The sequence below is a fragment of the Haliea sp. genome, assembly GCF_040222615.1.
Lineage (GTDB): Bacteria > Pseudomonadota > Gammaproteobacteria > Pseudomonadales > Halieaceae > Haliea.
Genome location: NZ_JAVKCQ010000081.1, coordinates 1 through 13,830, shown reverse-complemented (window position 1 = coordinate 13,830; position 13,830 = coordinate 1). Strand labels below are relative to the sequence as shown.

At 58.5% G+C, this 13,830-nt stretch carries 12 protein-coding genes; 6 read left to right on the top strand and 6 right to left on the bottom strand.

Translation table 11 applies throughout. The annotated features are described in order from the left end of the window. Window positions 1-15: 15 nt before the first annotated feature. Window positions 16-1,248, bottom strand: a complete 1,233-nt coding sequence (locus tag RJQ10_RS07145) for an aminotransferase class I/II-fold pyridoxal phosphate-dependent enzyme (protein WP_350145062.1) — start codon at window positions 1,246-1,248, stop codon at window positions 16-18. A gap of 110 nt (window positions 1,249-1,358) precedes the next feature. On the opposite strand from RJQ10_RS07145, the gene RJQ10_RS07140 reads away from it, so the two are divergent. From RJQ10_RS07140 to mobI, 3 genes are all read left to right on the top strand, one after another. Further along, window positions 1,359-1,811, top strand: coding sequence for an Lrp/AsnC family transcriptional regulator (locus RJQ10_RS07140; RefSeq protein ID WP_350145060.1), 453 nt, complete (start codon window positions 1,359-1,361; stop codon window positions 1,809-1,811). A 700-nt stretch (window positions 1,812-2,511) separates the two neighbouring features. Then, window positions 2,512-3,717: a hypothetical protein gene (locus RJQ10_RS07135; protein WP_350145058.1), complete on the top strand. Its 1,206-nt coding sequence runs from the start codon at window positions 2,512-2,514 to the stop codon at window positions 3,715-3,717. A gap of 355 nt (window positions 3,718-4,072) precedes the next feature. Continuing rightward, window positions 4,073-4,531 carry a conjugative transfer protein MobI(A/C) gene (gene mobI / locus RJQ10_RS07130; protein ID WP_350145056.1) on the top strand — a complete coding sequence of 153 codons (459 nt, stop codon included), beginning with the start codon at window positions 4,073-4,075 and terminating at the stop codon, window positions 4,529-4,531. A 57-nt stretch (window positions 4,532-4,588) separates the two neighbouring features. Here mobI and RJQ10_RS07125 read toward each other — a convergent pair whose 3' ends face one another. The 5 genes from RJQ10_RS07125 to RJQ10_RS07105 all read right to left on the bottom strand — a co-directional run bounded on the left by RJQ10_RS07125 (window position 4,589) and on the right by RJQ10_RS07105 (window position 10,515). Beyond that, a complete protein-coding gene (locus tag RJQ10_RS07125) occupies window positions 4,589-4,855 on the bottom strand; it encodes an H-NS family nucleoid-associated regulatory protein (protein ID WP_350145113.1) in 267 nt (88 codons plus the stop codon). Window positions 4,856-4,985: 130 nt separating this feature from the next. Beyond that, window positions 4,986-6,389 carry a tyrosine-type recombinase/integrase gene (locus RJQ10_RS07120; RefSeq protein ID WP_350145054.1) on the bottom strand — a complete coding sequence of 468 codons (1,404 nt, stop codon included), beginning with the start codon at window positions 6,387-6,389 and terminating at the stop codon, window positions 4,986-4,988. Window positions 6,390-6,636: 247 nt separating this feature from the next. Beyond that, entirely contained in the window at window positions 6,637-8,142 is a 1,506-nt protein-coding gene (gene nhaC / locus RJQ10_RS07115) for a Na+/H+ antiporter NhaC (RefSeq protein WP_350145052.1), read from the bottom strand. A gap of 22 nt (window positions 8,143-8,164) precedes the next feature. Further along, entirely contained in the window at window positions 8,165-9,493 is a 1,329-nt protein-coding gene (locus RJQ10_RS07110) for an aminotransferase family protein (protein WP_350145050.1), read from the bottom strand. After that, window positions 9,490-10,515, bottom strand: coding sequence for a LysR family transcriptional regulator (locus tag RJQ10_RS07105; RefSeq protein WP_350145048.1), 1,026 nt, complete (start codon window positions 10,513-10,515; stop codon window positions 9,490-9,492). The genes RJQ10_RS07110 and RJQ10_RS07105 overlap by 4 nt, the downstream gene beginning before the upstream one ends. 121 nt (window positions 10,516-10,636) lie before the next feature. Between RJQ10_RS07105 and kce the strand changes: the two genes are divergently transcribed. The 3 genes from kce to RJQ10_RS07090 form a co-directional block, all read left to right on the top strand. Next, window positions 10,637-11,554, top strand: coding sequence for a 3,5-dioxohexanoate:acetyl-CoA acetone transferase (kce, locus tag RJQ10_RS07100; protein WP_350145046.1), 918 nt, complete (start codon window positions 10,637-10,639; stop codon window positions 11,552-11,554). A gap of 66 nt (window positions 11,555-11,620) precedes the next feature. Next, entirely contained in the window at window positions 11,621-12,109 is a 489-nt protein-coding gene (locus tag RJQ10_RS07095) for a GNAT family N-acetyltransferase (RefSeq protein WP_350145044.1), read from the top strand. Continuing rightward, the coding region (locus tag RJQ10_RS07090) for a hypothetical protein (protein ID WP_350145042.1) at window positions 12,103-13,830 on the top strand (1,728 nt) is incomplete at its 3' end. The genes RJQ10_RS07095 and RJQ10_RS07090, both read left to right, overlap by 7 nt.

Sequence of the window (13,830 nt, the reverse complement as noted above, 5' to 3'; positions counted from 1 at the left end):
CTGGCCGCCGCCTTGTCAGCGCTTTGCTACCAGCCCGGTAGCCCGCAGGGCAGTTTCCAGCTGCGTCCAGCGCTGCTCCAGCGAACCCGTATACCCCACAGCCATGCGCACCAGCCCGGGGCTGATCGCGGCATTCTGTAAGGCCTCCTCCGGCATTTCGCTAGAGGTGCTGGAAGCTGAGCAGGACATCAGCGTGTCGAAGTATCCCAGGCTGACGGCCACATAGCCGAACTGATGCTCGTTCTGCAGGGTATTCATGAGAGCCATGGCCTTGGCCTCGCTGCCGGCGTCGATGGTGAGCAGCCCTCCGTAGCCGTAGTCGGGGTGCCGCAGGCGCTCGAACAGTGCATGATCCGGGTGCTCTGGCAGTCCGGGGTAGCTGACAGGAACGCCGAGCGCGGCCGTGCGCTGAGCGAGGGCGAGAGCGCGATCACCATGCGCTGCCATGCGCAGCGGCAGATGGGGGATGCGCAGGGCGACGCTGGCTGCAACCGTTGGTTCCATCGTGGGGCCGAGGATCATCAGCGGGCCAATGTGCAGGTCCATCAGGCTGCCGATGAAGTCGGCACTGGCGCAGACCGCGCCGCCGATCAGGTCCGATGCGCCGCCAATAAATTTGGTCAGGCTGTGCACGACGATATCGGCGCCGAGCCGCGCCGGCGACAGTACCAGCGGCGCAAACGTATTGTCGACCACCAGAGGAATACCGGCATCTTTGGCGATACGGCTGAGGGCGGGTATGTTGACGATGCGAAGTGTCGGGTTGGACATGCTCTCCACATAGAGCAGTCGCGTTTGCGGCGTGATGGCGGCGGCTACGGCCTCGAGATCAGTACTGTCCACAAAGCTGGTTTGCACACCGGTCTTCGCCGGCATGAAGTCGTTCAGCAGGGCCCAGGTGCCGCCGTAGATGGTGTTGCTGGCCACGACATGATCCCCGGAATTGCACAGGGCGAGGATGACTGCCGAAATGGCGCCCATCCCGCTGGCACTACAGTAGGCAGCTTCTGTCCCTTCCAGCGCCGCAAGCTGGCGGCCCAGGTTGTAGACCGTGGGATTGAAGTGCCGACCGTAAAGATAACAGCCACCGGTTTCGGGACCTTTGCGGCCGGCGAAGATCTCCGGCATGGTCGTCGAGTCGACGACCGTGAACGTTGAGCTTGCTTCAATGGACATATTGACGCCGCCGTGTTCGCCGAATTCATGGCGCAGGTTCGCGAGGGCTTCGATGGGGTCTAAGGCGATCATGATGCAGCTCCATAGGCTGTTTGACGATAAAAATTCGTTAAGTCTCTGGTAATTATGTACTATCAGCATCCAGAAAGTTCATATGAGAATAAAATTCGGAATTCATGTTTATGGAAGCTCTGGACGAAACAGACTTCGAAATACTTCGGCAGTTGCAGAACAATGCACGGTTGAGCAACAAGGAATTGGCCCGGCGAGTAGGTCTGGCGCCCTCGACAACACTGGTACGGACCCGTCAATTGGAGCGGACTGGAGTGTTGCGAGGCTATCGTGCCGAGATTGATCCGGCGGCACTCGGTATGGGTCTTCAAGCCCTTATCGCGGTACGTCTCAAGCAGCACACCGCGACCGATGTGGCGTCTTTTCGCGACTATGTGCTGGGTTTGCCTGAAGTACTACGTCTTTATCACATCGCTGGTGCGGACGATTTTCTGGTTCATATTGGCGTGCGTGATTCCGATTCGCTGAGGGATTTTGCTATGGGTGCACTCACCACACGCAGCGAAGTAGCGCACCTTGAAACGGGCCTGATTTTTTCCTGCTCTGAACCCGGTGAGGAATGAGCGTAGTCGAAGTGGCTCGCCGTCACGCGGGCGAGGGGGTCAACAATGAAACCTCCCTGTGCACCTGCAGTGCACTTTGCGTGAATGGAAACAGGTCGATGTACCGCGAAAACACCTGTAGTGCACTTTCATGACCCTGAAGCCATTCTCCGTATCCGCGGCGACGATGGAGGGCAGCAAGGCAATGAAATCGGTAGCTTTGCCTCTCCGCGACGCAATCGCTTCTCTTGATAATGGATCCAGATTGCTTGACTCTCGATTCATGGGGCTGAGCGGCTCCGCCATACTCTACAGGCGCGGCCTGGGAGGACGAGTCAGGTAGACTGACTTGATCCCGGGAATATGGGCTCATCCCGATCGACAGTACGCATGGCGGCATGGTATGTCACGCAAGGGCTGGGACCATGTGCGGGAAGTAGGGCGCGCCGTGAAAAGAGCGTTTCGGGGGAACTTTCAGTCTGGCGTACCCTGCCAGGATGAGTCAGTAGAGTAGGTAACCGTCGGACCCTCCCTGGATGGGCCATGGCTTCATCGGACCAGAAGACAGGTTGTGTAAGCGAGACATAGACAGGTTCCAGGGCAAACCACATACTTTTGCAACTACTCCGAACAAGCCTGCCAACGTGATGAAACCGTGCGCTCTCCAACAGCACCAACCTGCCGCCGAGTTTCTCGTTAACCGCGCTGTAAATGATTGGCCATGACCGCCCACAAATGGCAATTTACTGCTCGCTTCCGCCGCCAGGCCTTCGGTTGGCGCTCTGATCTGCCCATCAAGCGTATCCGGGAAGCCGTCAAGGAAATCAAGCAGGTCGCTCGCAAGGAGCCTGTACTGGCGGCTGAGGGCGCCGTCACTCTGCTGGTGAAACTCTCTCCGGCGCTGGAACAGGTGGATAGCTCCTCGGGTGCCCTGGGCTCGGCGGTCAATCGAGCGATAGGTGCCCTGGTGCCGATCATTGCCAAGGCAGACGTCGATACGCCCCTGCGCGAGCGTTGGCTGGACCGCTTGTGGGAGGCGCTGCAGGAAGACGATATGCCCTACATCGAAATCCTGGGCGACCACTGGGGCGACTTGTGCGCGACACCCGCGGTGGCGTCACAGTGGGCTGACGAATTCCTCCCTGTTCTCGCAAGTATGTGGAGCCCGGCAGCACCTCGCCACGGATACTTCAAGGGCACAACTGCCTGCCTGGCATCCCTGTACGCGGCCGGCCGCTACCGGGAGCTGCTGGCATTGCTGGACAAGGCGCCGTTCAAGTGGTGGCATGACCGTCGCTGGGGCGTAAAAGCGCTCGCGGCAATGGGCAGGAAATCCGAAGCCATCCGTTATGCCGAGGATTCCCGAGGTCTCAATGATCCCGGCTGGCAGATTGCCCAGGCCTGTGAAAGCATCTTGCTGTCCTCCGGCTTGGCCGACGAGGCGTACCGCCGCTATGCCATTGAGGCCAACCAGGGCACAACGTACCTGGCGACATTTCGCGCCATCGCCAGGAAGTATCCCGACAGGTCAGCGGAAAAGATCCTGCGTGACCTGATCGCCAGCACGCCGGGTGCCGAGGGCAAATGGTTTGCCGCTGCCAAGGACGCAGGCCTGTTTGCGGTTGCTTCTGAACTCGCGACTCGCAGCCCGACCGATCCACGCACCCTGACGCGAGCCGCCCGTGACTACGCTGAGAAGCAGCCCGACTTCGCGCTGGCGGCGGGACTGGCTGCACTGCATTGGATCTCACAAGGTCACGGTTACGAGATTACCGGTGCTGATGTGATCGATGCCTACTCGGCGGTCATGCAGGCGGCCCCAACGGCAGACATTGCGGCGGGGGTTAGTACGCAAATCCGGGCCATGTGTGCAGCACCCGGAGGAGAGTTCTTGCGGGCCGTTCTGAGTCGTCAGTTGTCGAGTTGAAAGTCATTCCTGCGAGCAGTCCCGCAGTGCATGGGCCAATGCAGCAGTCTTGTCACATCAGGCTTGTAATGTCGCCATGAGGTTGCATTATGTCGGTCTTTGTCAATAAATACCGACAAACGCAACATCATGAGTTGGCAGCGTCTTTAGGGTAGGTGATCAGCGGATCCACCCATGGATGGTCATGCAACATCCGCTATCGCAACCGAGCAACACGTGCAGTATTGACACCTTGCCGTCCACCATCCAGTCACGCAATCAGCATAATCCTTTTCAGATGCGCATGCTCGAGGACGAACTACAGCTGTTCTCTGGAGCCGCAAGCGCACATTACATGTCTGATTAGGAGGTGGCTGTGACGATACATGATAAGGATCCGTGGTATCAGAGTTTCCGGGACCTGATTGCAGTCGAAGTTTCCGCATTGCGGGAGCAGACGCAATCGCAGGTGAACTACTTCTGGCAGCAGCATCACGAGACTCACGCGACGCGACCCTACGATGAGTGGGGGCGTCTTGGATTACGTCTTCGGGATCGAAGCGTGGTGTTCGGGATCGAGTGGTATTTGAATTCCTACTACGGTCCGCGCAAAAAACGGGTGGTAGTTAGCAAGGCGGTCACCTTGGCAGCTGATCGCAGTGCGAAGCTGGCTGAGGTTACGAGTAAACTGAAGGCTTGGGAGCTGGAACTCACTCAGTCACTCGAGCCACAGTTTACGATTGTCCGTCGTCAGCTGGACGAATTCGTAAAAATGAACCTGCGGGCACAGATTTACGTCCAGCGTAAACAGAAATTGCGGAGTACAAACGGATAAATCGGGGAAGAATCCGGGCAGTGGGCGGGGCTGCCACACTGCCACAGGAAAAATAGCTTAGCCAGAAATCTCGCAACTCTCGCGGGAATTACCGGCGTCGAAATATGCCTGAAAGACCTTCGGCGTCCGCCCACGCCCTGACCACAGATGTTCCTGCCCATCGATTTCCAGGCGGTAACGCGGCGGAATAGTGGGACGCTTGCCAACCTTCTTCGCGGCGGCGGGTTTACCTTTCGCTGGAGCTTTGCTCGCAGCCTTGGGGGTTTTGGTTTGGGCTTTGGTTTTTGCCTTGGCGCTGTGTCGGCGGTCTCGATTGTAGTCCACTTCAATTGTATAAACTCTTCTCCTCCAGGAACAATTCTTCACGAGTCAGCTCATTCTGGCGCAACTGACGCCCGGTTGGCGTGTCTGCTCAGCAGCGCCGGATTTCGGTGCTCCAGTTTGCGCTTAATCATTACCTGATCCTCCGCACTCCGGACTCCGCCCTCAAAATTGCTTCAATACGTTCCGCTAGCAGCCGCCAGGCCTCGCGCTTCTCCTGCGCGTAGGCGTGGTGCAGATAGTGTCGCCTCACCTTGCCCTTCAGGACGTGACCTTGGCAGCGGTCGATGATTTCCAGTGTGACACCGAGCGCTTGCATCATCGTTGCACCAGTGCGGCGCAGGTCGTGTGGTGTCCACTCACCATTTTTGCCATTGGCCAACACCAGGAAGTCATCATGGCGTCGGCCAGATAATGGCTTGTTGCCCTTCTTGAACATCGATTGACAGTCGCCGATGACCTTCGAGTACGCTTTGGTGGAGATGGGGCCGTCCTTGTCTCGGTTGGGAAACAGCAAGCGGGTTGCGCCGGTCAGGCCGTGCAACTCTGTAAACTGGCGCAGAGCAAACCGCGACAGAAAGATGTGGTGATCCTGTCGTTGGCGGCGTCGGCCTTTGGTGTTGGGGGCAGGAATGAGCCAGGTGGCGGCATCGAGATCAACATGGGACCACTCGGCTTGCATAAGCTCCCCGATGCGGCACAGCGTGCTGAGGCAAATCCACATGGCAAGCTGAATCTGTCTTCCAATCGGCTTCGACCCCTTGTATTTTTGGCCTGGGGGCAGGGCGGCATAGTCGCTATCCAGCTGGGCGAAGATGTTGTGCAGTTCCCGAAGCTCAGCCGGAGACAGGATGCGGTCCCGCTCTTCCACATAGTCGGCATCAAGGAGGGCCTCGACGTCCACGAGATCGCAGGGATTGCCGTCCACCATCAGTCCGCGCCAGGGCTGGCGCTTTTCCGCCCACCGGAGCATCTGGCCAATGTCATTGCTTCGGACCACCACGGAGCGATTCAGGCCGCGGGCGCGGATGCCGCGCAAGACCGCCAGAATGTCTCGCTCTACCAGGGTTGACAGTGGCTTGTTGCCGATGACGGGCAGGACGTCTTTGTCAAAGCTCCGCTTGAGCTCCTCATTTCCATTCTGTCGTGCCACCCCGTCCTTGATCCACTCTTTGAACAAGTCGGTCACCGTCAGGTTATGGGTGGCTTTGCGCTTCGCCTCAGCGATGGTCGCCTCCACGGTTGCCTGTGCCTCGATCCGAGCCGCTTTCTTGGCTGCGGTAGGATCAATCCCATCGGTCACTACGACCCGGACACGGTCACGCTCGGCGCGAATCTCTGCCAGTGGCTTTTTAGGCCACGACCCAAGGCGGTGGTCCCGCTTCTGGCCGTTCAATTTGAATTCATAGCGGAAGAGGACGGTAACGCCACGCTTTCCCGCCCGAACCTTGCCGACCAGGCCGCCAACTTCACGGACGGTACCGCCGTCATCGGCGGCGGTTAGTGCCTCCAGACGCTTGGCCGTTATCTTGCCCATCTCATTTTTGCCCCACTTTTTGCCCCACCGAATCGACTGGCTTGCAGTGTATTTCGATCTACGACAATGGACAAGATAATGTTGTAACTATATGATTAAAAACGTTATTAATGTGTCCGAGTGTTTCCGTGGGCGTCCGGGAAAATCCGGTTTTAATTGCATGGCATGCAAGAGGTCGACGGTTCGATCCCGTCTAGCTCCACCAAAAACAACCCCGGGCTGCCAGGCCCGGGGTTTTTTTTGCGTGTCAGGCCTGCACGATCTTGACGATACGAATGTTGAGGAAACCGTAAGCCACCGCCATCAGCGGGCTGACCAGGTTGAAAAAAGCGTAGGGCGCATAGGCAAACGTGGCGACGCCGAGGGTGGCCGCCATGAACGCTCCGCAAGTATTCCAGGGTACCAGGGCAGACGTCATGGTGCCTGCATCCTCCAGAGTGCGCGAAAGATTTTCCGGCGCCAGACCTCTGCGCTTGAACTCCAGTTGGTACATGCGCCCCGGCAGTACAATGGCGATATACTGGTCGGCGGCGATAATGTTCATGCCGATGGCGGTGAGCACCGTGACCAGGATCAATGAGCCGGTGCCGTGTACGCTCTTGAGCGCGGTGGTGACTATGCGGGCGAGCAGGCCGGTTTTCTCCATTATGCCGCCAAAGCACATGGCAGCGATGATCAGCCACACAGTGTTGAGCATGCTGCTCATCCCGCCCCGCGACAGCAGCTGGTCCAGTGGGGCATTGCCGGTGCTGGCCTGGAAGCCATCGGTCATCGCCAACCAAAGCCCCCTGAAAGTCGCCAGTGTGGTACCCAACTCGCCGCCGGGATCACCGAAATCACGGGTAACGCTGCTTTGGCAAAACACAGCCACCAGGCAACCTGCCAGAGTGCCGATAGTGATGGTGGGAAGCGCAGGGCACTTGCGCCAGGCCAGCACCAACAGCAGAACCAGCGGGAAAAATGCGGGTAGACCCAGACTAAAACTCTGCTCGATAAGGGCTCGGGTAGTATTGACGTCGGCAATGGTTTGTATGCTTTCCGTTTGTCCCCAACCAATCCAGGTAAACAGTGCCAGGGCTATCAGAAAGGAGGGGGTGGTGGTCCACAACATGTGGCGGATGTGGGTGAACAGCTCGACGTCGACCATTGCCGGTGCCAGGTTGGTAGAGTCCGATAGAGGCGACATCTTGTCGCCGAAATAGGCGCCAGAGATAACGGCCCCCGCGGTGATTTCCGGCGCCAGCCCAAGGATATGGGAAACGCCAACCAGAGCGATGCCTACAGTGGCTGCCGTAGTCCATGAGCTGCCTATAGCGGCAGAAACACAGGCGCAAAGTATAAGCGTGGCCGGGTAGAACCAGCCCGGGTCCAGTACGCCGAGACCGAGATGGATGACCGCAGGTGCGGTACCCGCGAGCATCCAGCTGCCAATCATGGAACCGACCATGAGCAGGATCAGGCAGGCCTTGAAGGCGAGCTTGATGCTGTCGATAATCGCATTTTCCAGTTCTTCATATGGCTGGCCACGGAGTACGCCGATGACGACGGTGATCGCAGCTGCGAAAATCAATGCCAGCTGACTGGGCCCCCCCGAGGCATCGTCACCAAACAGGGTCACCGCAAGTCCGAGCATCAGCACGAGGCAACCCAGCGGCAGCAGCGCAAGCCACAGGGACAAATGTTCAGTGGCCGGGTCTGGATGGGTGCTGGTCCGATTCTCTGCCACCGTTTCGTTGCCCCCGTGCTGTTTCATGGATTGCCTTGGCCTGCCAGCTTCAGAGTCGGTTCTGGCGGCAAAAGTCCGCCAGGCTCGCGCGCAAAGTGTCGATAATTTCACCGATGTGCCGGGGTTCGCTGATCATGGGCGGACAGACCATGAAGTGGTCACCGATGTAGCCGCCCCGGCTCCGGCGAGGGTAGATGATCAAGCCACGCTGGTAGGCCAGGTCGCTTAGCTGGAGGTAAGCATTCAGCTCTGCGGGGAGCGGTTCCATGGTGTCCTGATCGGCGACCAGCTCAAAGGCCAGCAGCAGGCCTTTGCCGCGCACATCGCCAATGACCGGGAATTCAGCCTGCAGCTGCTGCAGTCCTGCCTTGAGCAAATCCCCGACCTTTTCCGTGTTGGACAGCAGTTGCTGGCGTTCGATTTCATCCAGTACAGCCAGGCCAACCGTGCAGGCGATCGGGTTGCCGGCATAGGTATGGCCGTGCTGGAAGCCGCCGCTATCGAGCACCGCATCGACAATCGAATCCTGTGCGGTAATTGCCCCCAGCGGAATGTAGCCGGCTCCGAAACCCTTCGCCAGGGCAACAATGTCCGGGTTGATGTTCCAGTGTTCCGCCGCCAAAAAACGTCCGGTACGACCAACCCCGGTCATCACTTCATCGTAGATCAGCAAGACGCCGTAGCGGTCGCAGATATCGCGGATTCGCTGGTAGTAACTGTTCGGCGCTACCAGTGCTCCTGTGGACGCGCCACCGACGGGCTCCATGATGAAGGCGAGCACGTTCTCCGGGCCAAGCTCTTCGATTTTTTCCTGGAGTAAGTCGGCATAGCGGAGTCCTCGCTGATCATCGCCCAGCTCGTCACGATCCAGGTAGCAGCGCGGTGCGGCGATTTTGGGCATGTCCTGGTACATTGGCAGGAAGGGATCGTTCAGCGGCCCGTATCCCGTGACCGCTAGCGCGCCCAGTGTGGAGCCATGGTATGAGGGCGTACGCGATATCACCTGGTAACGGCTGCCCTCGCCGCGGCTCACCGCGTACTGGCGGGCGAGCTTGAGCGCACTCTCCACGGCTTCTGAGCCACCTGAAACAAAGAATACCTTGTTGTGGCCAAGAGGGCTCAGTGCGGCGACGCGTGCCGCCAGTTCTTCCGCCGGTGCGGTTTCAAAGTGCAGACGGTAACCAAAAGTTGCCTGGGCCATTTGCGCTCGCATGGCCGCCAGTACTGCCGGATTGGAGTGGCCGATGTTGGATACCATCGCGCCGCTGGAGCCATCCAGATAGCGCTTTCCATCACAGTCCCACATATACACGCCTTCCGCGCGGTCGAGCAACGGTCGGCGCAGGCGACTTTGGTAGAACAGGTGTGACTCCTTCATTCGATGCGAGGCCTCTTGGGAGTGGTGTTGCCATAGGTTCGTTGCGCCAGAGGTGTTTCGGCAATCAGCGTCGTCAGCTTGTCGAGGAAGGTTGCTTCCGCCACGTTCAGATTGGCGCGTGGATTGCTGATAAGAGTGATGTCTACCGCCGGGGCATCCTTGTAAGGAGGCAGTTGCCAAAGGCGACCGCTCTCGATGTCGCGTTCAACCACGTGGATTGGAAGCGGGCCGAAGCCGAGTCCCGCGGTGATCATGCGCCTGACTTCCTCCAGGTTGTTGGAGGCACCGGCAACCCGCTCGCTGAAGCCGGCTTGTGCTCGCAGCGCTGCTACAGAGTTCAGCACATCTCCGAGCTCGTCACTGAAAAAAGTCACGCGCTCGTGGCCTCGCAAGTCATCCAGGCCAAGCTTCTTGAGTCCGTACAACGGGTGGCCCGGGCCGCAGAAAAAACCGAAGTGCTCACGGTAGAACAGTTGGCTCTTGATATCTGTACGTGCAGGCAGGGCGAGACAAACGCCAAAACTTGCCTTCTTGGAGAGTACCGCTTCCAGTACCTCATGGCTGTTCATTATGGATACAGAGAACGAGGTGCGAGGGTTATCGCGGTGAAATTCTGCCAGCGTATCGTCGAGTAGAGGGGTGGTGATATGACTCGCCATACAGATATTGAGATGGCCTTCGACGGTGTTGCTGAGGCTGGCCAGCAGGTCGGGAAGTCGGGATACCGAGCCAAATATGTCGAGGCATTCCCGGTATAGCGCCTTGCCCTGTTTGGTCAACACAAAGTTGCGTGGGTCACGCTCTGCCAGCGGAGTGTCGAGAATATGCTCCAGTCGTTTCAGGGAATTGCTGACTGTCGGCTGTTTCAGGCCCAGTTCAATGGCAGCTCCCGTAATGCTGTTTTTCTCGGCGACAACGAGGAACGTTCGCAGCAGATTCCAGTCGAGACTCCAGCTCAGGTTGCGCGTAACGAGTGGCGCTGGATTTTTTTCCGAAGGGTCCGGGCTATCTTTCAGTCGCATAATATCATTTCTTAAAACTATGATTGACTTGAATATCATCAAGGTATCAAATCATCAGCGAGTGGGGAATATATTTTTGGCAATATCTATGACGAGGGGCACTGTGGGCAGGAAAGTCATTGTGACATGTGCGATCACCGGATCGATTTACACGCCAACCATGTCGCCGTATTTGCCAGTGACTGGAGAGGAGATCGCGAAATCCTCCATCGCCGCGGCGGAAGCTGGCGCGGCGATCATCCATCTTCATGCCAGGGTTCCAGAGGACGGTCGTCCCAGTGCGGAGCCAGCACATTTCCGCAACTTTATTCCAAGTATTGATGCCGCCTGCGATGCAGTACTGAATATCTCCACCGGCGGCAGTTCGCTGATGAGCCTAGATGAAAGGTTGGCCCCGGCGCGGGCGATGGCGCCGGAAATGTGCTCGCTGAACATGGGTTCCATGAATTTTGGCATCTTCACTCTGGCGCGAAAATACAAGGATTGGCAGCACGATTGGGAGCCGGAGTTGCTGGAGGCCACTCGCAGCCGGATGTTCGCCAATACCTATCAGGACATCGAGAGTACTGTTCTGGAGCTGGGCCAGCGGCAAGGCGCGCGATTCGAGTTCGAGTGCTACGATATGGGGCACATTGAAACACTGGCCTACTATCTGCGTCAGGGGCTCGTGCAGGGGCCTGTGTATGTTCAATTTGTGCTTGGGGTCATGGGCGGGATCGGCGCAACGCCGGAAAATCTCATGGCGATGAAAACCAGCGCAGATCGACTGTTGGGTGATGCTTACCAGTTTTCTGTACTGGCGGCCGGTCGTCAGCAAATGGAGCTTGCAACCATGGGTGTGATTCTTGGCGGCAATGTCAGGGTGGGGTTGGAAGACAGCTTGACGATACCCCCCGGCAAGCTCGCAGAGAGCAACGCCGAGCAGGTGATCAAGATACGACGGATAATCGAGGAGCTTGGTCATGAAGTGGCAACACCTGATGAGGCCAGGGCGCTGCTACAGTTAAAGGGTCGCGACCGGGTACGGACAGATTTTTAGGGGGGTTCCCATGATGCTAACCGCGATGTCGGTGCATGCAGCGCGTCCAACCGGTTGCATTGCACGATGATCGGGATTCGTTCGACAACCGTCGCCGACGCCGCAGCCATTGACCAGATGCTGCGGGCTCTCGCGGAGAGTCAGGGTCAGGCAGAAAAATATCACGGTAGTTCCGCAGCCCTGGCCCATTTCGGGTTCGGTTCCGAGCCGGCGTTCCATGCAAGACTCGCGACTGACGGAGACCAGGCAGTGGGAATGGTTTTGTACTTCTGGGAGTTTTCGACCTGGCGCGCGCAGCGTGGTGTGTATATCCAGGATCTCTTTGTCAATCCTCAGCAGCGTGGTACCGGCTTGGCGACACGCCTCTTGGTCGAAGCCGCCGAGCATGGTCGCGAAGTTGACGCAGCTTATCTTCGCCTGGCACTCGATCACGCCAACTTGCGAGCCGCCCGTTTTTACCAGCGTCTTGGATTCAAGGGTGTGGAGGAAGATTGCATGATGTTGTTGCAAGGGGAAGCCTACCGGGCACTGCGGCGCGAGGCTGTGTCATGTTGACCCCGGGGCGCGTCATGGCGGGTTTGCTGGCGCTGCTGTTGCTGCCTTACGCGGCGGGAGCGCAGGAGGCTACCCGGGTTCCTGTGCTTGCCCAGGTCGCACATCCGCACAGTTACTACTGGCGGGAAATGTATATGCCACAGCTGACTGCCGGCCCGAGTTCTGCGACCTTCAGTCCGGACGGCGGCAGTGTGATCTACAGTATGCAGGGGTCGCTCTGGCGCCAGGCCCTGGATTCTACGATGGCAGAGGAGATCACCGCCGGCCCCGGGTACGATTTTCATCCGGACTGGTCGCCCGATGGGCGTCACGTGGTATTTGCCAGGCAGCACCACAATGCACTCAACCTGATGCTGCTGGACCTGCAGACCGGCCGGGAGACTGCGCTGACCACGGGAGGGGGAGTTCATCTGGAGCCGCGCTGGAGCCCCGAGGGGGGACGTCTCGTCTACGTTCGCACCGATGCAGATGGTTTTTTCGGGATTTACCTGGCGAATGTTCGCGGCGACAGGCTCGTCAGCGAGCAGCCTCTCGTGGCTGGCAAGAAAACCGAAAAGTTTCGTTATTACTACTCTGCGGAGGACCACGCCATCAACCCGTCGTGGTCACCGGATGGAAAATCCATTGTCTACGTCACCAATCCCGAAGTGGCGTGGGGCACCGGCGGTATCTGGGAAGTGCCGGTGGATGACCCGCGGCAAGCGCGCCTGCTTGTCAGCGAAGAGACCACCTGGGCGGCACGCCCCCAGCTGGCAAGCGATGGCAAGCGTCTTCTTTACAGCAGCTACCGTGGCCGCCAGTGGCACCAATTGTGGATTACCAACCGCGGGGGCGAATACCCGCTGCCAATAACCTTTGGTGATCACGACCTCTGGCAGCCCCGCTGGAGCCCCGATGACAGGCAGCTGCTCTACGTGAGTAACGCGTCGGGCGGGCTGGAGCTGGTGTTGCACACCTTTGCCGGGGGGGCAACCCGGGTACTCAACCCCGATGAACGGAGATATAAACGACCCATGCGGACGCTGCGCCTGCGGGTTGTTGATGATGCTGGCCTGGTATTGCCAGCGCGGGTGAGCCTGCTGGCAGCGGACGGTCGTCACTATGCCCCCGACAATGCGCTCGTTCACGGTGATGACTATGTAGACAGCGCAACGGCAGACCACGAGAACCATTATTTTCACTGCCCAGGCGAATGTAGTGTGATGGTTCCGGAGGGGCCGTTGCAGGTCTTTGCCATGCACGGTTTCGAGCATCGACTGGTGCAACAGTCGCTGGCATCACCGCCCGCGGATGGCCGCCTCGATCTGGTACTGGCGTCGCAGCCACTGCCGCAGCGTTTTGGCAATTATCACAGTGCCGATCTGCATGTGCACATGAACTACGGGGGTGCGTATCGTCAGACCACCGCCACCATGGCAGCGGGGGCACGCGCTGAAAATCTGGACATTGTCTATAACCTTATTGTGAACAAAGAGGAGCGCATTCCGGATATCGCACTGTTTCGCACTGACCACGAGTCCTTTGACGGAGTCACCGTATATCAGGGACAGGAGTACCATACCAGCTACTGGGGGCACCTCGGTCTGCTGCATTTGGAGAGCCATTTCCTGACACCGGACTTCTCTTCCTACTGGCATACGGGGCTGGCCTCGGCTTATCCCTCCAACACACTGATCCAGGAACTGGCCCGCTCCCAGGGCGCGGTTACCGGCTATGTGCAC

Coding starts and splice junctions, on each gene's coding strand:
- RJQ10_RS07145 (WP_350145062.1), bottom strand. CDS start 1,248: ATGATCGCCTTAGACCCCATCGAAGCCCTCGCGAACCTGCGCCATGAA.
- RJQ10_RS07140 (WP_350145060.1), top strand. CDS start 1,359: ATGGAAGCTCTGGACGAAACAGACTTCGAAATACTTCGGCAGTTGCAG.
- RJQ10_RS07135 (WP_350145058.1), top strand. CDS start 2,512: ATGACCGCCCACAAATGGCAATTTACTGCTCGCTTCCGCCGCCAGGCC.
- RJQ10_RS07120 (WP_350145054.1), bottom strand. CDS start 6,389: ATGGGCAAGATAACGGCCAAGCGTCTGGAGGCACTAACCGCCGCCGAT.
- nhaC (WP_350145052.1), bottom strand. CDS start 8,142: ATGAAACAGCACGGGGGCAACGAAACGGTGGCAGAGAATCGGACCAGC.
- RJQ10_RS07110 (WP_350145050.1), bottom strand. CDS start 9,493: ATGAAGGAGTCACACCTGTTCTACCAAAGTCGCCTGCGCCGACCGTTG.
- RJQ10_RS07105 (WP_350145048.1), bottom strand. CDS start 10,515: ATGCGACTGAAAGATAGCCCGGACCCTTCGGAAAAAAATCCAGCGCCA.
- RJQ10_RS07095 (WP_350145044.1), top strand. CDS start 11,621: ATGATCGGGATTCGTTCGACAACCGTCGCCGACGCCGCAGCCATTGAC.